Source organism: Alteromonas sp. ABH4_456 (assembly GCF_056160645.1).
In genome coordinates this window covers 169,861-194,160 of sequence record NZ_JBSWXO010000008.1, presented here as the reverse complement: position 1 = coordinate 194,160, position 24,300 = coordinate 169,861, and the positions used below count along the sequence as shown (strand labels likewise).

The 24,300-nt window shown below is 48.8% G+C and carries 19 protein-coding genes; 12 read left to right on the top strand and 7 right to left on the bottom strand.

The window, feature by feature from the left end:
* Positions 1-93: 93 nt before the first annotated feature.
* Positions 94-543 carry a terminus macrodomain insulation protein YfbV gene (gene yfbV / locus ACXAG2_RS13840; protein ID WP_119501081.1) on the top strand — a complete coding sequence of 150 codons (450 nt, stop codon included), beginning with the start codon at positions 94-96 and terminating at the stop codon, positions 541-543.
* Positions 544-623: 80 nt separating this feature from the next.
* On the opposite strand, the gene ACXAG2_RS13835 is transcribed toward yfbV, so the two are convergent.
* Both ACXAG2_RS13835 and sppA read right to left on the bottom strand, forming a co-directional pair.
* The gene (locus ACXAG2_RS13835; protein ID WP_474867857.1) at positions 624-1,136 is read right to left on the bottom strand and encodes a SprT family zinc-dependent metalloprotease; all 513 of its coding nucleotides are present in this window, start codon (positions 1,134-1,136) and stop codon (positions 624-626) included.
* A gap of 6 nt (positions 1,137-1,142) precedes the next feature.
* Positions 1,143-3,002: a signal peptide peptidase SppA gene (gene sppA, locus ACXAG2_RS13830; RefSeq protein ID WP_474867855.1), complete on the bottom strand. Its 1,860-nt coding sequence runs from the start codon at positions 3,000-3,002 to the stop codon at positions 1,143-1,145.
* A 232-nt stretch (positions 3,003-3,234) separates the two neighbouring features.
* Between sppA and ACXAG2_RS13825 the strand changes: the two genes are divergently transcribed.
* Positions 3,235-3,786: an NAD(P)H nitroreductase gene (locus ACXAG2_RS13825; RefSeq protein ID WP_474845728.1), complete on the top strand. Its 552-nt coding sequence runs from the start codon at positions 3,235-3,237 to the stop codon at positions 3,784-3,786.
* 112 nt (positions 3,787-3,898) lie between these two features.
* Here ACXAG2_RS13825 and pyk read toward each other — a convergent pair whose 3' ends face one another.
* Complete coding sequence (gene pyk / locus ACXAG2_RS13820) at positions 3,899-5,335, bottom strand: pyruvate kinase (protein ID WP_119501084.1); 1,437 nt, start codon at positions 5,333-5,335, stop codon at positions 3,899-3,901.
* A 286-nt stretch (positions 5,336-5,621) separates the two neighbouring features.
* Positions 5,622-6,473, bottom strand: coding sequence for a MurR/RpiR family transcriptional regulator (locus ACXAG2_RS13815; RefSeq protein WP_119501085.1), 852 nt, complete (start codon positions 6,471-6,473; stop codon positions 5,622-5,624).
* A gap of 282 nt (positions 6,474-6,755) precedes the next feature.
* Between ACXAG2_RS13815 and zwf the strand changes: the two genes are divergently transcribed.
* Genes zwf through ACXAG2_RS13790 form a run of 5 tightly spaced genes read left to right on the top strand, consistent with a single transcriptional unit; the run spans position 6,756 to position 12,382 of the window.
* On the top strand, positions 6,756-8,252 hold the full coding sequence (zwf, locus tag ACXAG2_RS13810) for a glucose-6-phosphate dehydrogenase (protein ID WP_119501086.1): 1,497 nt from the start codon (positions 6,756-6,758) through the stop codon (positions 8,250-8,252).
* Position 8,253: 1 nt separating this feature from the next.
* Positions 8,254-8,946 carry a 6-phosphogluconolactonase gene (pgl, locus tag ACXAG2_RS13805; protein ID WP_474867852.1) on the top strand — a complete coding sequence of 231 codons (693 nt, stop codon included), beginning with the start codon at positions 8,254-8,256 and terminating at the stop codon, positions 8,944-8,946.
* A 9-nt stretch (positions 8,947-8,955) separates the two neighbouring features.
* On the top strand, positions 8,956-10,785 hold the full coding sequence (gene edd, locus ACXAG2_RS13800) for a phosphogluconate dehydratase (protein WP_474867850.1): 1,830 nt from the start codon (positions 8,956-8,958) through the stop codon (positions 10,783-10,785).
* Positions 10,782-11,741 (top strand): glucokinase, encoded by a 960-nt coding sequence (locus ACXAG2_RS13795; protein ID WP_474845737.1) that lies wholly within the window; start codon positions 10,782-10,784, stop codon positions 11,739-11,741. The genes edd and ACXAG2_RS13795 overlap by 4 nt, the downstream gene beginning before the upstream one ends.
* Positions 11,738-12,382 carry a bifunctional 4-hydroxy-2-oxoglutarate aldolase/2-dehydro-3-deoxy-phosphogluconate aldolase gene (locus tag ACXAG2_RS13790; RefSeq protein ID WP_474867848.1) on the top strand — a complete coding sequence of 215 codons (645 nt, stop codon included), beginning with the start codon at positions 11,738-11,740 and terminating at the stop codon, positions 12,380-12,382. The genes ACXAG2_RS13795 and ACXAG2_RS13790 overlap by 4 nt, the downstream gene beginning before the upstream one ends.
* 116 nt (positions 12,383-12,498) lie before the next feature.
* Here ACXAG2_RS13790 and ACXAG2_RS13785 read toward each other — a convergent pair whose 3' ends face one another.
* The gene (locus ACXAG2_RS13785; protein WP_474867846.1) at positions 12,499-13,350 is read right to left on the bottom strand and encodes a D-hexose-6-phosphate mutarotase; all 852 of its coding nucleotides are present in this window, start codon (positions 13,348-13,350) and stop codon (positions 12,499-12,501) included.
* 126 nt (positions 13,351-13,476) lie between these two features.
* On the bottom strand, positions 13,477-14,472 hold the full coding sequence (gene gap / locus ACXAG2_RS13780; RefSeq protein WP_474867844.1) for a type I glyceraldehyde-3-phosphate dehydrogenase: 996 nt from the start codon (positions 14,470-14,472) through the stop codon (positions 13,477-13,479).
* Positions 14,473-14,712: 240 nt separating this feature from the next.
* Here gap and malQ point away from each other — a divergent pair, with 240 nt between their 5' ends.
* The 5 genes from malQ to msrB all read left to right on the top strand — a co-directional run bounded on the left by malQ (position 14,713) and on the right by msrB (position 23,343).
* Positions 14,713-16,917, top strand: coding sequence for a 4-alpha-glucanotransferase (gene malQ / locus ACXAG2_RS13775; protein ID WP_474867842.1), 2,205 nt, complete (start codon positions 14,713-14,715; stop codon positions 16,915-16,917).
* 51 nt (positions 16,918-16,968) lie between these two features.
* The gene (glgB, locus tag ACXAG2_RS13770) at positions 16,969-19,137 is read left to right on the top strand and encodes a 1,4-alpha-glucan branching protein GlgB (RefSeq protein WP_474867840.1); all 2,169 of its coding nucleotides are present in this window, start codon (positions 16,969-16,971) and stop codon (positions 19,135-19,137) included.
* A 17-nt stretch (positions 19,138-19,154) separates the two neighbouring features.
* Entirely contained in the window at positions 19,155-21,230 is a 2,076-nt protein-coding gene (gene glgX, locus ACXAG2_RS13765; protein WP_474867838.1) for a glycogen debranching protein GlgX, read from the top strand.
* A gap of 137 nt (positions 21,231-21,367) precedes the next feature.
* The gene (gene gndA, locus ACXAG2_RS13760; protein ID WP_474845750.1) at positions 21,368-22,915 is read left to right on the top strand and encodes an NADP-dependent phosphogluconate dehydrogenase; all 1,548 of its coding nucleotides are present in this window, start codon (positions 21,368-21,370) and stop codon (positions 22,913-22,915) included.
* Positions 22,916-22,941: 26 nt separating this feature from the next.
* Positions 22,942-23,343 carry a peptide-methionine (R)-S-oxide reductase MsrB gene (gene msrB / locus ACXAG2_RS13755; RefSeq protein WP_474851983.1) on the top strand — a complete coding sequence of 134 codons (402 nt, stop codon included), beginning with the start codon at positions 22,942-22,944 and terminating at the stop codon, positions 23,341-23,343.
* A 160-nt stretch (positions 23,344-23,503) separates the two neighbouring features.
* Here the strand turns inward: msrB and ACXAG2_RS13750 are convergent, their stop codons facing one another.
* Positions 23,504-24,283, bottom strand: a complete 780-nt coding sequence (locus ACXAG2_RS13750; RefSeq protein WP_474845971.1) for a DUF2989 domain-containing protein — start codon at positions 24,281-24,283, stop codon at positions 23,504-23,506.
* Positions 24,284-24,300 lie beyond the last annotated feature (17 nt).

Genomic DNA, 24,300 nt, shown 5'->3' with positions numbered 1-24,300 from the left:
AGTATAGAATGCTGAATACATCCGGGATTATTTGTAGTTTAATAAAATAAAATCCAGACGTTGACCGGGGTCAGCACCGGCAGGAGAGCAGGCATGTCACAATCAGTAATTACGCTTCTGCGTGACGGACAAGACTATATGAATACCTGGCCGGTAAAACGGGAGCTTTATGCTTTCTTTCCGGAGTGCCGTGTCGTCAGTGCTACAAAGCTGGCTATCAAAGCCATGCCGCCTCTGGCCATTGTGGCCGCGGGAATGATGTTAAATGTGCTGGGAAGTGCATACCTGCCGCAGGCGATGGCAATTGGGTTGTTCTTCATCAGCCTGCCATTACAGGGCTTACTCTGGTTGGGGCACCGCTCGAATCAGACTCTGCCGCCGCAAATTAAAAGCTGGTATCAGGAAGTTCACCGTAAAATGGCAGCAGAAGGTTGTGAATTGCAGGCAATGCGTTCTCAGCCTAAATATCGTGAACTGGCGGCTACGCTGAAAACAGCATTCAGTGAACTCGACCGCGTTTTCACGCAAAAATGGTTTAACTGAAACCCGTTCCTGCTACCGGTGACGTGTTACTGCGTCACCTGACTGCCAGGTTTTTAAACCTTCTTATCTTTTCAGTCAGCTTACGTTGCTTCGCTGTTCTTAACGAATACCAGATTTTCCCCGCATCGTCTGCAGCGATAAGTCATGCCCTTTTTCACATTATTATGCCTTCTCACCGACAATTCTATAGTCTGGCAGCCACAGCGGTAGTTAAAGGTTGTCAGGCCCAGTACGGATAAGTCGAAGTCATGTGTCGTTGAAGGGGATACGCCGTAAACATGTTGCATGACAGTCTGCCATTCCGGACCGTGAGGTTTCACTCTGCGTCGTTTGCCTGCTGTATGCCACGTTATCAGATGACTGACTTCATGTGGGATCACATCACTGAAAAATGCCGCTTTGTTTGCAGCCAGTAATACAGGATGAAAGTTAACCCTGTTCTGCTGTAAAAAGGCGGTGCCGGCGTTTTTACCGCTGCGCCTGAAAGACACATCGGGCAAAGGGAAAGGGCGGTTAAAATAACGTTCTGCAACAGCAAAGAGGCGGTGAACTTCACGGATCACCGCCTCTTTTTCAGAGTGATTAAGTGTCACCGGGTCTTAGTCCACCTTACACTGAAGGCACAGGGTGTATACACCGCGTGGATCATTCAGGTTGGTTACCGTGCCGGTTTCTGCTAACAGGTTCTTCACCATTTTCATCAGGTGACTGTCGTTATCAGCGAATTGCATTTTTGCACCCCACACCAGCGCCTGGCCGAAAAACTCTTTCCAGAATTGTTCCTGAGGAGACAGGATACGCTCTACGTACTGGGTGTCCCAGGTTTCCAGACCGGCAATTTCAGCAGCGGATGCGACGGCATCATCAAGGTCGCCCAGTTCGTCTACCAAACCCAGTTCCAGTGCCTGACTACCAATCCATACACGGCCCTGGGCAATTTTATCAACCGCTTCAGGGCTCATACCGCGGGATTCACCCACCATGGTGATGAACTGGCGATAAGCACTTTCCACATTGCGCTGGAGGATTTCACCAAAGCGGGGATCCAGCTTGCGCAGTGCTGACATACCGGCAATTTCGGTAGATGCAACACCGTCGGTGTTAATGCCAAGGTATTCCAGTGAATCCTCGAAGGTAAGAAACATACCAAACACACCGATGGAGCCAGTGATAGTGCTGGGAGAAGCAATGATTTTATCTGCCGGTGCAGAAATCCAGTAACCGCCGGACGCTGCATAGGTGCTCATAGACACAACGACAGGTTTACCGGCGCTTTGCAGTTCCAGCACTTCCTGACGGATAATTTCGGATGCAAATGAACTGCCTCCCGGTGAATCGACCTGCAGAACGACAGCTTTCACCGTATCATCCAGACGGGCCTGTCGTAATAAGCGTGCTGTGCTGTCCCCACCGATTGTGCCGGCGGGCTGATTACCGTCGAGGATTTCGCCTTTGGCTACCACAATTGCGACTTTATCCTTCGTGTTACCAATTTTGGGTAACGGCGGATTAACGGCTTTCAGGTAAGTATTAAAAGGGGTAACGTTGACACCCAGTTTGTTTTCATCCGTTCCGACTAAAGCAACCAGTTCCTGACGGACTTCTTCCCGGGTTTTAAGGGCATCCACCCAGCCGTTGTTCAGTGCATATTTAGCGAAATCTGCACCGGCTTCTTCAAACTTGTTCAGCAGAACGTCCAGTTCTTCATCGAAGTTACTGACATCAATACCACGGGCAGCAGCCACATCAGCTTTGTATTGTGACCAGTAAGTGTCGAGCCACAACTTGTTTGCTTCTTTTGCCGCGTCAGACATGTCATTACGGATAAACGGCTCTACGGCAGATTTGTACGTACCAACACGGAAGATATGTGTCGTAATGCGTAATTTCTCCAGCATGTCTTTAAAGTACATGCCAAAGCGGCCGTAACCTTCAAACATCACACCGCCCATTGGATTCAGGTAAATATGATCAGCACGTGCTGCAAGGTAATATTGATTCTGGCTGTAGTAGTCGCCGATAGCGTAGACCGGTTTTTCGGTCTTAAAGTCATCGATGGCAGCGGCTACGGTGCGGAGTTTATCCAGTCCGCCGCCCTGTAACCCGGACAAATCCAGAATGAGCGCTTTTATGCGGGAGTCCTGCCTGGCGTTATTCAGTACCTTAACCACATCACGTACCAGCACTTCCGGGTTATCCGGTTCTTCACCAAACGCTTCCTGCATGAATTGTGAAAACGGGTCGACCTGCTCTTTTTCAATGACCAGGTTACCGTTCAGCTGCAATAATAATGCACTGTCAGGTTTTACCGAGATGGGATCTTCACTGCTACTGATGGCAATAATGACGCCAATAACAAGAACCAGAAAAATAAGATTAAATACGAGTTTTCTGGCGAAATTCAGTACTGTCCATAGTCCTGTGAATAATGCTTTCGTCCAGCTTCCTTTTGCTGCCATATTGCTTTGTACCTCAGACGGATGTTTAGTTCATAGTAACGGAACCACGAAGGATAGCTAACTTAAATTGTAATGAATTGTGATAGCGGTAAACAAGCGCTACAGGCCTGATTTACTGTGAATATACATCATTGAGGGATAAGTTTGGTAAAAGCTGTTTCATCTGCACCACGCCGCTGATACATTGTGCTTTCATCAATGTATTTCCCGATGTGTATAAGGAGAACCGCAATTGGAAGCTCTTGACCTGCTGTTAAACCGTCGTTCCCAACCCAGACTCAAAGCCCCTGCGCCGGAGGGCGATGCCCTGGAAAATATTTTTCAGGCCGCTTTACGTGCGCCGGACCATGCGGCGCTTACGCCATGGCGTTTTATTGTGTGTGAAGGGCAGGGGCTGGTAAAACTCGGTTCTGTGTTTGAGCAGTCTGCTATTGAAAACGACAAATCCGCCAAAGAAATAGAACGTGCCCCGCAGTTGCCACTGCGTGCTCCCATGGTGATTGTGGCCATCACGACATATAAAGAGCATGAAAAAGTGCCCCGCGTGGAGCAGGTCGCGTCCACAGCCTGTGCGGTAATGGCCATGCAAATGGCTGCTCAGGCGCAAGGATTTAACGGAATATGGCGGACTGGCGCATATGCCCATTGTGAGCTGGTGAGAAAGGCACTGTCGTTAAATGAAGAAGATGAAATAGCCGGATTTTTATATTTAGGCACACCGGCAATCGATACGCCGCCGGTAATACGTCCGGACAGCACGCCGTTTTTCACTTACTGGCGCTGATCGTTTCAATCCTGACCGGCGTTGACCGCATCGGTGATAAGCACAAAGCAAAAGGCCGGCAACACTGCCGGCCTTCCTGTATCCGTTGAACGGACATTAAATTGAGTCAGTATTAATCTACCTGAACAATTTTCAGCGCGTTGGTCGCACCGATTTTTTCCATTTCATCGCCGTAAGTCATGATCACACTGTCACCTTCTTTCACCAGACCGATGGCTTTCAGTGCTGCCATGGTGTCGTGTTTCAGCTGACCCGGTTCACTGTCGCGGGAATCAAAGAATACCGGCTTCACACCACGGTAAAGTGCCATTGCATTAAGCGTGGCTTCGTGACGTGACATAGCTATGATAGGTAAACCGGTGGTAATACGTGACATCAGCTTAGGCGTATTACCACTTTCAGTTAATGCAACAATAGCTTTGATGCTTGGCAGGTGGTTAGCAGCATAAACTGCAGACAACGCCACTGTTTCACTGACCGTAGAGAACACTGTATCCATTCTGTGCTTGGACAGTTTAACGCTGGGGTGTGTTTCTGCACCTTCACAAACCCGTGCCATGGCTCTCACTGTTTCAACAGGGTAATTACCGGCAGCAGTTTCCGCCGATAACATCACTGCATCCGTACCGTCCAGTACGGCGTTCGCCACGTCCATCACTTCTGCACGGGTTGGCATCGGGCTGGTGATCATTGATTCCATCATCTGCGTGGCAGTAATGACAACTTTATTCAGTTGACGAGAGCGGGCAATCAGTTTCTTCTGAACACCTACCAGCTCTGCATCACCGATCTCCACACCCAGGTCACCACGGGCAACCATAACGGCGTCAGATGCACTGATAATATCGTCAATGGCTTCATCGGTAGCAACGGCTTCGGCACGTTCTACTTTGGCACAGATTAGTGCTTCACAACCGGCTTCGCGGGCCAGCTCGCGGGCGTAGTTCAGATCTGCACCTGAACGGGGGAAGGACACTGCCAGATAATCAACGCCGATTTTAGCGGCAGTTTTAATATCTTCTTTGTCTTTCGCAGTCAGAGCTTCGGCCGACAGACCACCGCCCTGACGGTTGATGCCTTTATTGTTAGACAGTTTTCCGCCTACGGTTACTTTTGTATGCACTTTACGACCGGCTACTTCAGTAACTTCCAGTTGAATACGGCCATCGTCGAGTAGCAGAATGTCGCCGGTGTTTACGTCGTCAGGCAGCGCTTTATAGTCGATGCCTACTGCATTCACGTCACCGTCATCTTTTGCCATTTCAGCATCAAGGGTAAAAGGTGCGCCTACATCAAGATTTACTGCGCCTTCTTTAAACCGGGCTACACGAATTTTAGGGCCCTGCAAATCACCGAGAATGGCTACATATTTATTTAAGTTCTTTGCTGCCTGACGTACTTTCTTCGCACGCTCAATGTGATCTTCAGCCTGACCGTGAGAGAAGTTCATCCGCACTGTGTTTGCACCTGCTGCGATGATGGCTTCAATGCGTTCGATTGTGTCTGTTGCTGGTCCTAATGTGGCAAGTATCTTTGTTCTTCTGGTCATATGATTCGTCGCTTGTTCTTCGTCGTTAACAGGGAGGCTTCTACACACGTTACTTACATTGACAATAATGTCGAAAAAATGTTCGATTTATGTTGCTGTAATGCTTTTACGTAATTTTATTACAGAATAGTAGAGCAATCTGACAAAAATGTGAATGCAAAGAACTTTTTTCCTCACTGGCCTTACCAGTGAGGTGTGAACTAATCTGAACGCAGGAAGAAGAAAAAATGGTTAAAAAAAGACCGCTGGTAAAAGCGGTCTTCAATAAATCAGCTGGAATGAACTGTTATAAGTCGCGTTTGTCAAAACGGGAACCACGAAGGGTGTCTTTGACCCGCTTGAGATTTTCTCTGAATTTATTGCCACGACGCAGGGTGAAGCCGGTGGCCAGTACATCAATTAAGGTAAGCTGGGCAATACGGCTCGCCATGGGCATGTACATGTCAGTGTCTTCCGGCACTTCCAGAGACAATACGTAACTGCATTCACGTGATAAAGGGCTGTCTGCAGAGGTGATACCAACGACAGTGGCATCGTTACTGCGGGCAATCTGGGCAATCTCGACCAGGCTTTTGGTTCTGCCGGTGTGGGAAATCAATACAACCACATCGCCGTCTGTGCAGTTCATGCAACTCATGCGTTGCATCAGAATATCTTCAAAGTAAACCACGGGCACATTGAAGCGGAAAAACTTATTCAGCGCGTCATGGGCTACAGAGGCCGAAGCGCCGAGGCCAAAAAATGAAATTTTTTGTGCCTGAGTCAACAGATCAACAACACGGTTAACAACATTGACGTCAATGGACTGCCGCGCAACTTCGAGGGATGCCATGGTGCTTTCGAAAATTTTGTTGGTGTATTCACCCGGGCCGTCACTTTCATCTACATGACGGTTAACATATGGCGTGCCATTCGCTAAGCTTTGTGCCAGATGCAATTTAAAATCCGGGAAGCCTTTGGTGTCCAGGCGGCGGCAAAAACGGTTTACTGTCGGCTCACTGACATCAGACATTTTAGCGAGCGTTGCTATACTCGAATGAATTGCCGTTTGCGGGTTGGCCAATATTATTTCGGCAACTTTGCGCTCAGACTTGCTGAAAGCGGCTTTATTTTGCGTAATTTTCTCAAGAATATTCATACGGATATAGCGAAAAGTAAGGTAAAGTTATAGTCATTCCAGCTTTCTATACTACCCAAAGTGACTCGGGTGACAAGAAAAATGTAATTTTTTGACAATCGAAGCAACAGAATGGCGGGTATTCAGCGAATAAATACCTCTTTAACGTGTCATAGATGACTCAAGTTGTAATTTTACTACATTTGGTGTTAACTATGTGCTAACAACGACGAGACAGTTCATCTGCGTTGCCTGACAGTATCGAACTGTTATCTGGATTATCATTAAGAAGGTCGACAAAATATGGTAATGGATAATTCCTTTGAACCCTGTGATTTTGTGCTGTTTGGCACGTTAGGGGATCTCTCACGACGGAAACTATTGCCGTCCTTATATCAGCTGGAAAAAGCTGAGCTCATTCACCCTGATACCAAAATTATTGGTGTAGCGCGTCAGGACCTGAGCACTGAGGACTACAAGAAAGAAGTCCGTAACAACATCGAAAAATTTGGTTCTAAACAAGTTTGCGAAGATACCTGGGCCCGCCTTGAAGCCCGTCTGCAATATGCTTGTGTGGATATGAAGAATACTGAAAGCTACCGCGTTTTTGATTCAGTAGTAGATGCAGACCGCATTATGGTTTGCTATCTGGCGACTCCGCCGGCTATCTACGGTGACATCTGCCGTGGTCTGCACAGCTGCGATATTATCGACAGCTCCGTACGTGTAGTGCTGGAAAAACCAATCGGTCACGATCTTGAATCTTCTAAAGTCATTAATGACCAGGTTTCAGAATACTTTAAAGAATCGCAAATCTACCGCATTGACCACTATCTGGGTAAAGAAACCGTTCTTAACCTGATTGCCCTGCGTTTTGCTAACTCCATATTTGCTACCAACTGGGACCACAACTCCATTGACCACGTACAGATTACTGTTGCTGAGTCGGTAGGGATTGAAGGCCGTTGGGGCTATTTTGATGACGCTGGTCAAATGCGTGACATGGTGCAGAACCACCTGTTGCAAATTCTCAGTCTGATTGCCATGGAACCGCCGGCAAACCTGAATGCCGACAGTATCCGTGATGAAAAACTGAAAGTACTGAAAGCCTTACGTCCGATTAACCTGAGCAATATCAATGAATCAACAGTTCGTGGTCAGTACACGTCTGGTTTCGTTAAGGGTGAAGAAGTACCTGGCTATCTGGAAGAAGAGGGTGCCAACACCCGCAGCCGTACTGAAAGCTTCGTTGCCATTAAAGCCGACATCGACAACTGGCGCTGGGCCGGCGTGCCATTTTATTTAAGAACAGGTAAGCGTTTGCCGACCAAAGTGTCTGAAGTTGTGATTTACTTCAAACGCCAGCCACACAACCTGTTCGGTGACAGCTTCCAAAATCTGCCGCCTAATAAACTGGTTATCCGTCTGCAGCCTGACGAAGGTGTTGAAATCACCGTAATGAACAAGGTACCGGGTCTGACCAGCTCAGGTTCAATGGACCTGCAAAAGTCAAAACTCGACCTGAGTTTCTCGGATGCATTCGGCGACGACCGCATTCCTGATGCTTATGAAAAGCTGTTACTTGAAGTGATGCTGGGCAACCAGGCTCTGTTCGTTCGCCGTGATGAAATTGAACAGGCGTGGAACTGGGTTGATTCAATTCTTGAAGCGTGGAAGCAAACTAATGAGCCACCGGAGCCTTATCAGGCTGGTACGTGGGGACCGGTAGATTCTATCGGGTTATTAGCCCGCGCTAACCGTAGTTGGTATGAAAGCAAAACAACACGGAAGAAGAAATAAGATGGCTTTGACAATTAATGCTTTTGACAATGCAGATGCACTGACCAGTGCATTTGCAGACACGCTTATTTCACTGCTGGAAAAAGGCATTGCTGAACGTGGCCGCGCCAGTCTGGTAGTGAGCGGGGGCAGAACACCTCTGGCTCTGTTCAAACAGCTTAGCCAGACTGACCTTGCCTGGGATAAAGTTGACATTACGCTGGCTGATGAGCGTTGGGTTGATGAAAATGACGACGCCAGCAATACAAAGCTGGTGCGTGAAAACCTGATTCAGAACAAAGCGGCAGCCGCTAATTTTGTCACTTTGAAAACGGATGATGCAGATGCCAATGATGGTATCGCCGAGGCGGAAAACCGCCTGTCCAGTTTCAGCCAGCCTTTCGACGCGCTTATTCTCGGTATGGGCGAAGATGGCCACACAGCATCACTGTTTCCGTGTTCGGAGCAGGTTGCGGATGGTCTGGATCTGGCGAGTGGTAAAATTTGTATCGCTACCCAACCCACCACGGCCCCTCACCAACGTATTTCACTGACACTGCCTGCGCTGTTAAACAGTCGCAATATCTTTATTCACCTCACCGGTGAAAAGAAAAAAGCGGTTTTAGAAGACGCCATTGCTAATGCAACTGAGCTGGAAAAACCCGTTACCGCAGTTGTCAACCGTGCTGATGTCACGCTGATGTGGGCACCCTAGGAGCAGATCATGAATTCTCAAATTGCTGAAGTAACACAGCGAATTATTGAACGCAGTAAAGCAACCCGTAAGGCCTATCTGGAAAAAATTGAGAAGGCCCGTCGTCAGGGACCGCACCGTGGTGTGCTGTCATGTGGTAACCTGGCTCACGGCTTCGCCGCTTGTGGCAGCGATGACAAAGCCGATTTGCGTTCAATGACGAAAGCCAATATCGCAATTATCTCTTCTTACAACGATATGCTATCGGCTCACCAGCCGTACGAAGCATATCCGGCAATCATTAAAGAAGCCATCCGTCAGGTGGGCAGCGTAGCGCAGTTCGCCGGTGGTGTACCGGCCATGTGTGATGGTGTTACTCAGGGTAACCCAGGCATGGATCTGAGCCTGATGAGCCGTGACATTATTGCCCAGGCGACGGCAGTGGGTCTGTCTCACAACATGTTCGACGGCGCTCTGATGCTGGGGATCTGTGACAAAATTGTCCCAGGATTACTGATGGGGTCACTGGCCTTTGGTCACTTACCGACTGTATTCATTCCTGCTGGACCAATGCCTTCAGGTCTGCCAAACAAAGAAAAAGCCCGTGTCCGTCAGGAATTTGCACAGGGTAAAGTCGGGCGCGACAAATTACTTGAAGCAGAATCTCAGTCTTACCACTCTGCCGGTACCTGCACTTTCTACGGTACAGCGAACTCTAACCAGCTGGTTGTTGAGACTATGGGTCTGCATCTGCCGGGTTCATCGTTTGTTAATCCGGGCACGCCACTACGTGATGCACTGACAAAAGCAGCATCCGTTCAGGCAACCCGTATCACTGACCTGGGCGACAACTACACGCCGATTGGTCATATTGTTGACGAGAAAGCCATTGTTAACGGTATCGTTGCATTACTGGCGACCGGTGGTTCAACTAACCACACCATGCACCTTGTGGCGATTGCCCGTGCAGCCGGTATTCTGGTTAACTGGGACGACTTCTCAGATCTGTCTGATGCCACACCGTTAATTACCCGTATCTATCCGAATGGTCACGCTGACATTAACCATTTTGTCGCTGCCGGTGGTATGTCGCTGTTGTTCAAACAGCTGCTGGATGCAGGTCTGCTGCACAATGACGTTAAGACAATTTGTGGTGACGGTCTGGATTTATACACCAAAGAGCCGGTTCTGAAAGACGGTGAACTTGAATGGCGTGACGGTCCGGTTGAATCTCTTGATAAAGAGGTAGTGGCCACTATTGAGAAACCCTTTAAGCCTGACGGTGGTGTTTGCGTACTTCGCGGTAACCTGGGTCGTGGCGTTATCAAAACGTCTGCGCTTAAGTCGCCGGTTTGCCACATTAAAGCACCTGCTGTGGTGTTCGAAGATCAGTTCGAACTGGATGCGGCGTTTAAGTCCGGTGATCTGGACAAAGACTGCATTATCGTTGTGCGCTTCCAGGGCCCGTCAGCGATTGGTATGCCTGAACTGCACCGCTTAACACCACCTCTGGGGGTGTTACAGGACCGCGGATTCAAAGTTGCGCTGGTAACAGACGGACGTATGTCCGGTGCATCAGGTAAAGTACCTGCGGCTATCCATGTTACTCCGGAAGCTTATAAAGGCGGCATGCTGGCGAAAGTGGAATCCGGCGACCTCATCGAACTGAATACAGAAACCGGTGAACTGACATTGCTGGTGGATGACGAAACTCTGGCTGCACGTACCGCAAAAGAAGCGGACCTGGCGCATCATCAGGAAGGTATGGGACGTGAACTGTTCTCCGGTTACAGAAATATTCTGTCCGGTGCTGAAGAAGGTGCGTGTTCATTGTTTGTAACTCAGGAGCAGGCGCTATGACGGCACTTTTTGTTGCAGATGTCGGCGGGACTAACATTCGTCTTGCCCGTGTAACTGATACCGGTGTAGACAATATCATCAAATACCAGTGCAGAGATTTTGCCAGTATTGATTTGGCTATTGGTCAGTATTTCGCAGATTTACCTCAGTTCACCTTTACGTCAGGTTGTATTGCTATTGCCTGTCCGGTACTGGGTGACCAGGTAGAGATGACGAACCACAGCTGGGCATTCTCACAAACTGCATTACGTAGTCAGCTGAAGCTGGACAATCTTTTTGTGATCAATGATTTCACAGCCGTGGCGCATTCATTACCGGTATTAGGTGATGATCAGGTGGTGCAAATCGGAACCGGCACGGCGAAAACCAACGGCAATATCGCTGTATTTGGTCCGGGCACCGGGTTAGGTGTAGAACACATCACCATGACGTCTTCAGGCTGGCAAACTCTGGACGGCGAGGGTGGTCATGTTGATTTCGCCCCTGTTGATGAAACAGATGTGGTGATCTGGCGCTACCTGCAAAATGAACACGGTCGCGCATCTGCCGAAGAGGTGATGTCTGGTCGCGGACTGATGAACATCTACAAGGCGCTGGCATTACACAATAACGTACCGGTAACACACACAGAACCGTCTCAGGTTACTGAACGTGCGTTGTCCGGCGAATGCGATGTGTGCGTACAAACTCTGACTCAGTTCTGCCGTATCATGGGCAGTTTTGCCGGTAACCTGGCACTGAACATGGCTACCACCGGTGGTATTTTCATCGGCGGCGGTATTGCGAACCGTTTTGCAGAATTCTTAAAAGAGAGTGACTTCCGTGCCCGCTTCGAGGCCAAAGGCCAGATGAAGCATTACGTGAAAGACATTCCAACTTATCTGATTGCAGAGCCCGACCACGGATTATTAGGTGCATCTGCATACCTGAAACAACATACAGCGAGTGAACTATGACAACGAACGCTAACTATACACCGGCAGACATTTTTGCTGCTGGCCCGGTAGTCCCGGTACTGGTAATTAAGGACCTGGACAAAGCTGTGCCACTGGCAAAAGCACTGATTGCAGGTGGCATTAAGGTGCTGGAAGTCACACTGCGTACACCTGTTGCTCTGGATGTGATTGAGAAAATCGCAGACGAAGTACCTGAAGCGATTATCGGTGCGGGTACTGTTACCAATGCACAGCAGCTTAAACAGGTTGTTGAAGCAGGAGCGAAATTTGCTATCAGCCCGGGTCTGACTGAAGCACTGCTTGAAGCCGGTAAAGGTTACGATATTCCGTTAATTCCGGGTATTTCTTCAATTTCTGATCTGATGACAGCGAAGGATGCGGGTTATGACCACCTGAAATTCTTCCCTGCTGAAGCATCAGGTGGCGTGAAGGCGCTTAAATCTATCGGCGGTCCTTTCCCTGATGTGACATTCTGTCCTACAGGCGGTATCGGTCCGGCTAACTACAACGACTACCTGGCTCTGTCTAACGTCCGTTGTGTTGGTGGTTCATGGGTTGCACCTGATGATGCCATTGAAAGCGGCGACTGGGACAAGATCACCCAACTGGCAAAAGAAGCCTGTGACGGTGCCAAAGCCTGAGTACAAATTCTCTGATTTTGCTCAGAAACCGGATGTTGTATAACATCCGGTTTTTTTATGTCTGCAGGCATGCTTATGCCTGATGGTGTGTTTTTCCCGCTTGTGACAATAGCTGACTAAAGGGGGGAAACAATTTGCGTGACGCTGCGGCTTTCGCCGGGTGCTAATGTGCATCCATTGGTCACGGCAGTCTCAATACATAACATATGTCTGAAACCAAACGCGTCCATGTCAGCGATAGAAGCAGCCCCTTGCCAGGGATTCCAGACCACCAGAGAATCGTGTCCCATAGATGTTACGCGGGTAAATGGCTTCTCTTCCACATAAACGGTTACGTCAGGAGCAGCATGCTGATGAATGCGGTCTGTTTCACCACTGAAAGTATACGGAGACGGGGCAGGCTTTAATGCCCAGTTTTCCAGTTTGTCTTTGTACTCGCCTTCAATACCTGTAATTTTGGTATGCGCGATATCTGCCACTGAAAAATAGGTGTGCATTGCTGCATTGAATGAAAACGGCACGATACCGGTGTTTTCTGTTTTCAGTGTAATCGACAGGGTTTTACCCACCAGAATTTCGTAGCTGACTTTGCAATCATATTCAAAGCCTTCACCACGGCTGAATGTGGGGGTAAGAACAATGCGTGTGCCGTCTCCGGTGTCTTCAGAAGACTGAATCTGCCAGCTTTGGGTGCGCAAAAAACCATGAGAGGGGAGTTCACCTTTCTCACGGCTATGGTCATCACTGAACCAGGGCCAGCACAGAGGAATTCCACCACGAATCGGGCGCTCACCGTTTAAGAACGCATGAGGACTGAGCCATAAACGGTCACGATCATCAGATTTTGGTATGAATGACAGTACATGCGCGCCAAATAAGCTGATACGGCTGCTGGCAAACTGATTGTCTACGTTTAAAAAGGTGATCCCTGAAGATTCTTCAACAGTTACAGAGTCGGGAATACTCATGTGACATCTCCTTGCCAAAATAAAGTCCGGTTAATATTGTGCATCTAAAAACAAAAAGGTGCGATAGCAAATCGCACCTTTTTTACATTTTTATCTTGCTTATCACCCGGTTAGGGCGTGTTCGCATTATTTTGAAATATGCTGAACTAAATCAAGTACTTTATTTGAGTAACCCCATTCGTTGTCGTACCAGGATACAACTTTAACGAACGTGTCAGTCAGAGCGATACCTGCATCTGCATCGAAGATTGAAGTGCGTGCGTCACCCAGGAAGTCATTAGACACAACAGCATCTTCGGTGTAACCCAGAATGCCTTTCAGTTCACCTTCAGACGCTTCCTTCATTGCTTCACAGATAGCTTCATAAGTGGTTGGCTTTGCCAGATTTACTGTCAGGTCAACAACTGAAACATTCGGAGTAGGCACACGGAATGCCATGCCGGTTAATTTACCGTTCAGTGCTGGGATAACTTTACCAACGGCTTTCGCAGCACCGGTAGAAGATGGAATGATGTTCTGGCTCGCACCACGACCACCGCGCCAGTCTTTGTGAGAAGGACCGTCAACAGTTTTCTGTGTTGCTGTCGTCGCGTGAACAGTCGTCATCAGACCGTCAACAATACCGAATTTGTCGTTCAGTACTTTCGCCAGAGGCGCAAGACAGTTTGTGGTGCACGACGCATTAGAAACGATAGTCTGGCCATCGTATTCACCGTGGTTAACACCCATAACGAACATAGGCGTGTCGTCTTTAGATGGTGCAGACATCACCACTTTCTTTGCGCCGGCTTCAAGGTGAGCTGAAGCAGTATCTATTGTCAGGAACAAACCTGTAGATTCAACAACAACGTCAACGTTTACATCGTTCCATGCCAGGTCAGCAGGGTTTCTTTCTGATGTAACACGGATAGTTTTACCATTTACTATCAGCTGGTTATTGTCTACCTTTATTTCACCATCAAAAACGCCATGGGTTGAATCATATTTCAGCATGTAAGCGATGTAATCTGTGTCCAGCAGATCGTTGATAGCAACAACTTCGATGTCGTCACGCTTTTGTGCAGCGCGCATTACCAAACGACCAATGCGTCCAAAACCATTGATACCGATGCGAATAGTCATGTCATACCTCTAATTGTATTTTGGTACAAGTGAAAAAAAATTACGTAAAGTATGGATCAAAATGGCATAATTGGCAAAGTAAAAAGCAAAAAATGTTGCAAAATTACAACTATGAACTATGCAAACGTATTCAGTTTCGTTGTATCGGGTCTTTAACTGATAATGCTCAAAATAATGTGTTGATGAGAATGCGCGGCCGTTGCCTTAACATTATCAACACGGGAAACAGGAATAGATAAAATGACAAATCCCGTTTTACAACAGCTGGTTGAGATGCGCGGCATAGAGACCCACTATGTTGATGCGTGGGGCAAACCTGCCACGATTTCAGAATCAAGCCAGACCAAATTACTTAATGCACTGGGTTACGACACCAGCAATGAAGCTGCTATAGAACAACAGCTTTCAGAAGAAGCCAGAAAAATCTGGCAGACTCCGCTCAACCCGGTACAGGTTTTACGCCAATCAGACACCGTTCCGTTTTCTGTACGGTTACCGATAGAGCTGGTAACCGATGAGTATACTGTAGCGCTCTCTTTTGAAGATGGACAGACATTCGTCCACACTTTTGCACCGGTTGACGAAACACTGGTAAATGTCGCCCAGCTGGAAGACGTGGAATATCACGAATACGCTGTCACACTGCCGGTTCAGGCGCCCACGGGGTATCATACACTGAGCTTATCGGTGGAAGGGGATGATGAACCGCTTTGCAGTATGCGGGTTATTATTGCACCTTCAGCCTGCTTCATCCCTGAATCCATTGCTGCCGGTAAAAAGATTTGGGGCCTGAGTGTGCAACTCTACTGTGTACGCAGTCAGAAAAACTGGGGTATGGGCGACTTCTCAGATCTGGCTTTATTAACCGAAAAGGCCGCTGCCACCGGAGCAGAGTTTATCGGGTTGAACCCTATTCATGCGCTGTATCCGGCGAACCCTGATGCCTGCAGCCCTTACGGACCGTCTTCACGTCGCTGGCTGAATTATTTATACCTCGATGTGACAGCCATGCCCTGTTTTGACGACGCCAGTGTGCAGACCATTGTGAATGATGCGGCTTTTCAGGAAAAACTTGCAGCAGCAAGAGCGGCTGACCTGGTTGACTATGCTGCCGTTGCGTCACTTAAACTGCCTGCACTCTCCGCATTGTTCGACGTGTACTACAACAAGTACCTGACTAAAAATACAAAACAGAACAAAGCATTTAAAGCGTTCGTGGAAGCCGGTGGTGAAAGCCTTGATATGCTGGCGGTGTACGATACGTTGCAGGAAAAGCTGGCTGAAGAAGGTAAGCCTTCCTGGGGCTGGCCGGTATTTCCTGAGGAATTCCGTGAATACCACAAACCTGATGTAGCGGTATTCAGAGAACAGAATAAAAAGCGGGTTTCTTTTTACCTGTTCCTGCAATGGCAGGCTGCGTTGCAATTACAGGCCGCCAGTGATGTGGCAACTAATGCCGGCATGGCTATCGGTTTATACCGTGATCTCGCCGTAGGTGTCAGTGAAGGCAGTGCAGAAATCTGGGGTAACAAAGACTTGTACTGTACCGGTGCCTCTGTGGGGGCGCCGCCGGATATTTTAGGGCCACTCGGACAAAACTGGGGGCTGCCGCCTATGGACCCTTACAAGCTTTACGAACAGGCCTATCAGCCAATCATAGACTTGTTTGCTTCCAACATGGCCGGTTCCGGTGCTTTGCGAATTGACCATGTTATGGCACTGCTTCGTCTGTGGTGGGTGACTAAAGGTGACCATGCAAAAGACGGTGGCTACGTTTATTATCCTGTCGACGATCTGCTGGCCATTCTGGCGCTGGAAAGCCACCGTAACCAGAGTCTGGTGATCGGTGAAGACTTGGGTACGGTCCCGGAAGAAATCCGTGAAAAACTGGCGGATAACGGTGTCCATTCGTACCGTGTATTCTTCTTTGAGCAGGCTAAAGACGGCGGCTTTTATTCACCGGCCCATTACCCCGTGCAATCTATGTCGACACTGACAACCCACGATATGCCAACTTTGACCGGCTTCTGGCATTGCCTGGATCTTGAGCTGGGTAAAGAGCTTGGTTTGTATCCTACTGATGAAATATTGTCTGTGTTGTATCACGACAGGCATAAGAATAAACAGGCGATACTGGATACCTTGCACGGTCACCATTCCATCAGTGACAACATTAGTCGTGATGTGAATGTGACGGGAATGACTACAGAACTTAACCGCGGTATGCAATTGCATATGGCGGCAGGTTCCAGTGCGTTACTCAGTCTGCAACTTGAAGACTGGTTGGAAATGGATAAGCCTGTTAATGTACCGGGTACGTTTAACGAATATCCTAACTGGCGCAGGAAGTTATCTCAGCCTTTAGAGACTATTTTTGAAAATCAGGACATCACTAACCTGGCTGCTAAGCTGACCGCTGTCAGAAAGCAGGCCAGCACAGATTAGGGATGTTCTGCAGTCTGCCGTATTGTGCGGCAGACTTTGCAGGAGTAACAAATGGTAGTAGAGCAGCAACTGGCACAAGCGCGGTGCAGTCAGCCTTTTTCCGTACTTGGTAATCAGCAAAGCGAAGATGGCGTAACGGTTACCGCCTATATCCCGGAAGCCAAAACAGTGTCAGTCCGCTGTTTAAAAACCCGCAAAGAAATCATCAAACTCAAAAAACAGGGCGACTCAGCTCTGTTTTCTGCATTATCAAAAAAGTTAAAGCCTGCGCAGCGTTACGAACTGCAGGTGACAACGGCAGACAGCGAATACAGCTTCACCGACCCTTACCAGTTCCGTGAAGAAGCATTTCATGCTGTGCACTTTATCGACCATCAGCCTGAAAATCTTTACCGGCAGGGCGGGGCACAACTGCTAACCACAGATGGCATTACCGGAACACGTTTTGCTGTTTATGCCCCTAACGCATCTGCGGTTTCCGTCATCGGTGATTTTAACCGCTGGGATGGCCGTACTCATCCCATGCAACAAACTGACATGGGCTACTGGGTACTCTTCATTCCGGGACTCGTTGCCGGCGAGCGCTATAAATATCAGTTAAAAGATGCCTGGGGTAACGATTTACCTCACAAGGCTGACCCGTTAGGCTTTGCTGCTGAGCAGTATCCATCTCACGCTTCAAAAGTGTTCGATCACAATGCCTATGAGTGGAATGACAGTGCCTGGATGGAGAAGCGGCAGGCAGACAAATACGCAAACCCCATGAGCGTATATGAAGTGCATCCGGGTTCATGGCGCCGGCCTTCTGAAGAGAGCGGGAAACGCTATCTCAGTTATCATGAACTGGCAGATTCGCTGATCCCCTACGTGAAAGAGATGGGGTATACCCATATAGAATTGTTACCCGTATCAGAGTTTCCTTTCGACGGTTCCTGGGGGTATCAGCCGGTGGGGCTTTACGCACCGACAAGCCGCTTCGGTTCACCTGACGATTTTAAATACTTTGTTGATCAGTGCCACCAGGCAGATATCGGCATCATCATTGACTGGGTACCGGCGCACTTCCCGGAAGATGCCCATGGCCTTGCGCGGTTCGATGGCAGTCATGTGTACGAATATGACGATCCCCGCCGTGGCTGGCATCCGGACTGGAATTCATGCATTTACGATTTCGGTAAAGATACTGTTCGCCAGTTTCTGGTTGCCAACGCACTTTTCTGGTTGGATAAATTTCACATTGACGGCTTGCGGGTGGATGCAGTGGCGTCCATGTTGTACCTGGATTATTCCCGTAATGAAGGGGAGTGGATCCCCAACGTGCACGGGGGCAATGAAAACTACGAAGCTATCAGTCTGCTGAAATGGATGAATGAAGAGGTTTACCGGCACTTCCCGGGTGCAATGACTATTGCTGAGGAGTCCACTTCATTCCCGGGTGTATCCAGACCGGTGAGCGAAGGCGGTCTCGGATTCGGCTTTAAGTGGAATATGGGCTGGATGCACGATTCATTGCATTACATCAGTAAAGATCCGGCGTATCGCCGCTATCATCACGGAGAAATCACCTTTTCCATGGTGTATGCCTTCGATGAAAACTTTGTATTGCCGATTTCCCACGATGAAGTCGTACACGGAAAAGGCAGTCTGATTGGTAAAATGCCGGGAGATGAATGGCAGCAGGCGGCAAACCTGCGTTGCTATGCCGGTTTCATGTATGGTCATCCGGGCAAAAAACTGAATTTCATGGGTAATGAAATTGCCCAGTCAAGGGAATGGAATCACGATGGTGAGCTTGACTGGTGGTTGCTGGAGTTCGACAAGCATAAAGGCATGCAGGCACTTTACCGAAAGCTTAACCATCTGTACCGGACTATGCCTGCACTGTATGAGCAGGATCATAATTATGAAGGTTTCAGCTGGATAGACCATAATTATGCTGAATTAAGTATGTTGTCCTTCGTAAGAAAAGCCAAAGACGACAAGCAAAAAGTCTATGTGGTGAATAACTTTACGCCTTCTCCCCGTGAGAAGTTCCGCATTGGCGTGGAAGACCCGGGCACTTACTCACTGGTACTGAATACCGACAGCGGTGAGTTCTGGGGCAGTGATTACCCTGCACCTGAAATTGTTACTGCTGACGCGGTGGAATGGAACAATCAGCCGTATTCTATTGAAATCACTTTACCGCCACTGGCAACACTTTACTGGGTTTATGAATAACAGGAGAACCGGCAAAGGTGAAGCAAGACTCACTTGTAAACTATAACGTTAAGGCTGGCGTGCCGTATCCGCCGGGGGCGACTGTCACCGGCGACGGCTGCAATTTTGCTGTTGAATCGCCGGACGCCAGAGCCGTCGTGCTGTGCCTTTTCCAAAGTGATACAGAGGAACCGGTTGCAGAGATTGTGATGCCGGCCAAAACCGGTTCAGTCTGGCATTGTGAAGTAGAAGGTGCCGGCGAGAATCAGCATTATGCATACAGGGTGGAGCGTGGTGAAGAATCCCTTCATCATGTGCCGACAGACAAGCTGTTAATCGACCCTTATGCCCATAAACTCAGCCGGCCACTGCACTGGAATGCCAGACACTATGAACATGACTCACAGTTTATGGTGCCGAAATGTGTCGTGGTGCGTCATGATAATCATGACCGGCCGCCGAAGCCTGCCTTTCAGCCACATCAGCGGATTATTTACGAAGCCCATGTGAAAGGGCTGACTATGCTGCACCCGGCTGTACCCGACGAAGATAAAGGTAAATATACAGGGGCGGCCCATCCGGATGTCATAAAACATCTGGTTGATCTCGGTGTGACCACTGTGCAGTTTATGCCTTTGTCAGCGTTCATGCCGGAACCTTACATTACTGAAAAGGGCATGACCAACTACTGGGGTTACAATCCGGTAAACTACTTTGCACCAGAGCCCCGGTACGGAAAAGCGGATGCTGTCCGTGAACTGAAAGCCATGGTGGATGCCTATCACGGAGCCGGCCTGGAAGTCATCATTGATGTGGTTTACAACCATACCGCTGAGGGCGGAGATGGCGGACCGGTATTGTCTTTCAAAGGCTTCTTCCCCCACCAGGCTTATTTGTACGAACAGACCAAAACCGGTGAGATTGTTTACAGCAATCACTCAGGATGCGGAAATACAGTAAATACTGCCAGTCCGGTCATGACGACGATGATTATGGATGCCATGCGTTACTGGGTTGAGGTTATCGGTGTAGACGGATTCCGTTTCGATCTCGCCGTATGTCTTGGCAGAGATCCGCAACAGTTTTCGCCTCACTCCGGTTTGCTTAAATCAATATCACAGGACCCGGTGTTGAAACAGGCTGTACTGGTGGCGGAACCCTGGGACATTGGCCCAGGCGGTTATCAGTTAGGCGCTTTTGCGTATCCGTGGCTGGAAGTGAACGACCGTTACCGTGACACCTTAAGAGCATTCTGGCGGGGTGATCACGCTATTACCGCGGAGTTTGCAACACGGCTGATGGGGTCACGGGATATTTTCCATAAGGGATTCCGGCCTGTTTATACATCGGTAAACAATGTGACCTACCATGACGGCTTTACCCTTCACGATTTGGTGAGCTACACCGAACGCCACAATGAGGCGAATGGTGAAAATAACCGCGACGGGCATGGTCACAATTTATCAGCCAATTATGGTGTGGAAGGACCCACTCAGGACGAGAAAATTCTCCAGCTTCGTGAGCGTCAGAAACGAAATATGTTTTTGTCGATGATGCTGTCACAGGGGATCCCTCATGTGCTGGGCGGTGATGAGCTGAGTAAAACCCAGAACGGAAACAACAACGCCTATTGTCAGGACAATGCCCTTAACTGGTATGACTGGGAGCTGAATAAACGGGAGTCTGATTTTCTGCATTTCTGTCAGCACGTGATTCAACTGCGTCGAAGCAGCGAGTTGCTGAGTCATTTACTGCTCGAAGACGATTTATTTCAGCTTGATACGAATGTAGCGGTGATCCGCTGGTATAAACCTGACGGACAGGATAAAGAATCAGAAGACTGGCAGTCACCGGACAGTCAGTCCTTTGGCGTTGAAATCCGCGGTACAACCAAAGATGAAAACGACCCTGAACACTGGTTCCTGTGTTTTAATGCCAGCCTGCAGGACAAGCGTTTTAATCTGCCAGGGATCTCGCCTCAGTGTGCCTGGCAACTGATGGTCGATACCCGGTACGGTTCTTTACCGGAACAACCGGATATTTGTATTCAGAGAGTGTTTTTGCAGGCGGGCAGAAGCGTAGCCGTGTTTAAACAAAGCCAGATAGTGCCGTAAAGGGTTTACTGCTGCACGGCAAGTAAGCAATCAGTCATGATTTGAGCATAATTCGCAGAAAATCAGTCATAAGTTAGTGTTCGCACTATTATCGGGTGGTATGATCCGCAGCCATCTGTAACTTGAGGTGACACCCAATGCAAAAAGAAGATGGAAAGCACACTGAAACTAAGTGTGATATCGGTTTTATTGGTTTAGGCGTAATGGGCGCCAACCTGACGCTTAACCTGGTCGATCATGGTTATCGCGTAGCCTGTTTCGACCTTGATCAAACCAAAGTCGATGCAATTATTGCTAAAGATGCTGAAGAGCGTGGCGACGCGGCTGCCCGTGTAGAAGGCTGCAGCTCATACACCGAATTACTCAGCAAATTGAAGTCACCTCACATGGTTATTCTGTCGGTGCCTGCCGGCGAACCTGTAGACCATGTTTGTTCTCACCTGATTGACGCCGGCATCCAGGCGGATGACATTGTTGTGGATACCGGAAACAGCTTGTGGACGGATTCTGTCGAACGGGAAGAAAAGTACAAAAGTAAGTTTATCTTCTTCTCTACTGCGGTTTCCGGCGGTGAAGTGGGCGCACGTTTCGGCCCTTCTCTGATGCCTTCAGGCAACCCGTATGCGTGGACACGCCTTGAGCCGGTACTGAAAGCTATTGCAGCAAAAGTCGATGCTGAGACAGGTCTGCCGATTGAATCTTTCACCCCGGGTAAGCCGGTGCTGGAAGGGGAAGCCTGTGCCACGTACATTGGTCCTGTGGGTGCCGGTCACTACGTTAAAATGGTGCATAACGGTATTGAGTATGCCGACATGCAACTTATCTGCGAAACCTATCAGGTCATGCGTACCGCTTTACACATGTCTGCTGCTGAGATTGCAGAGGTTTTCCGTCGCTGGAATAAAGGCAAGCTGAACAGTTACCTGATGGAAATCAGTGCAGAAGTGCTGGAGCAGCTGGATCCTGAAACCGGTGTACCACTGGTAGATGTCATTCTTGATAAGGCTGGTCAGAAAGGCACGGGTCTCTGGACCGCCGTCAGCGCGCTGCAAGTGGGAAGTCCTGCCCAGACGATTACTTCTGCGGTATTTGCCCGCAGTCTGTCCAGCCTCAAAGACGAGCGTGTCGCAGCCAGCAAAGTTCTGCAGGGACCGGAAGTCAAAGTCCTTTCTGACGAAGAGAAGTTTGCGGCTATCGACAAGCTGGAATATGCGCTTTATTGCTCAAAGATTTGTGCATACGCGCAGGGTTTCCAGTTGATGGCTGTTGCTTCTAAAGAGCACGGTTGGGAACTGGACTTCGGTGGTATTGCGAAAATCTGGCGTGCCGGCTGTATTATCCGTGCGGTTTTCCTGCAATCTATTTCCAAAGCCTACGAAAACAACGAAGATCTGGCGAACCTGCTGCTTGATCCTTTCTTTGCTGATCAAATCACCCAATATCAGTCTGACTGGCGGGAATCACTGGCACAGGCTGCTCTGGCAGGTATTCCCTGTCCGGCAATGATGTCAGCGTTAAGTTATTACGATTCTTACCGCACCGCAGTACTGCCGGCCAACCTGCTTCAGGGCCAGCGTGACTACTTTGGCGCACACACGTATCAGCGTGTAGATAAACCGTCGGGTAAGAAGTTTCACCTTGACTGGAGTGATCCGGCGCGTCCTCAGATTGCTATCAAAAAGTAATCGTGTAAACGAACACAGGAGCAAACATGGCTGTCGATAAAGACTGGAAAGCAACGCTGTCACCTGACGAATATCGTGTCACCCGTCAGGCTGGTACAGAGCGTCCTTACACGGGTGTATTACTGGACGAGAAGCGTCCGGGAACCTATATATGCAAGTGTTGTGGTGCGCCGCTTTTCAGTTCGGATGCTAAGTTTGATTCCGGTTGTGGCTGGCCTTCATTTGATCAGCAAACAGATGACGGTAATGTGTTGTACCGTGAAGACAATAGTCACGGCATGCGCAGAACGGAAATTATCTGTAAATCCTGTGACGCCCATCTGGGCCATGTTTTCCCTGACGGACCCACAGAGACCGGCCAGCGGTATTGTGTAAATTCGTTATCACTGAATTTGAAAACTGCTGAGGATGAAGTCGTCCGCGGCTGACATGTTCACTTCTGGTTAAAAAATAAACACCGCTTTGTTGTAAAGCGGTGTTTTTGTTTGTGACTTCGTCATAACGGGTGGAAATACTGAAATTTCCTGTGAAAGTGACTTACAGGATCCGTTGAAAAAAGCGACCCCGGTCAATGCTGAAGTCTGACGGTTACAGTTTGGTAAGCCCCAGCGCCTTTGCATCGAATTCACCGTCTTCCAGTGCGCCGGTTATTTCATCTGCTACGTTATTCATCAGTGACGCCGGTAACTGAAACTTTGTTGCCATTGCTTCCAGTTGATGCGTATTGATTGAGTCGGAGTAGTGACTGGCGACTTTTGACCAGATCCAGGCAAGTTTGTATTTCTTCTGTTCCATGCTGATGGTTGTCAGCGTATGAAATACTGAGACATCGACATTTTCATCATCTTTGTAGAGACTCAACGCACGGTACAGGGTGTCACGGGTGCGGTTCATGTCATCTTGCGCCTGTATTGACGCCAGGGCGATCAGTTGTTCCGGCGTGTTAAGGTGACCGGCACTGGCAGCAGACATAAACCGTTTCAATGCGTCTTCATCACCGGAACGGGACCAGTGATACCAGGCGAGAAGGGGCTCACTGCTATTGCGGGTTTTACGGTTGAGACGATCGAGTTCTTTGCGTGCTGTCAGCACACCTTTCATCCGGTCTGCTTCTTTGTCCCGGTATTTTTTGTGGGTCAGGCCGGAGGCGTTAACAATACAACGCTGGTAGTCTTCAAACATCAGCATCAGGCGATAAATGTCTTCACCTTCACCGTCGTCAGGGTGGCGGTAGCGTTGCTTGATAATTTCTGCTTTTTCCCCGCGGCACCATTCATCGCTGTTGAGATCGTTACACATTTGCGGATTATCCTGACAAATTGTGGCGACTTTAGGCGCAAACATATCACCGCAACCGGGCAATACCACTGTCCCAATCAGTAACG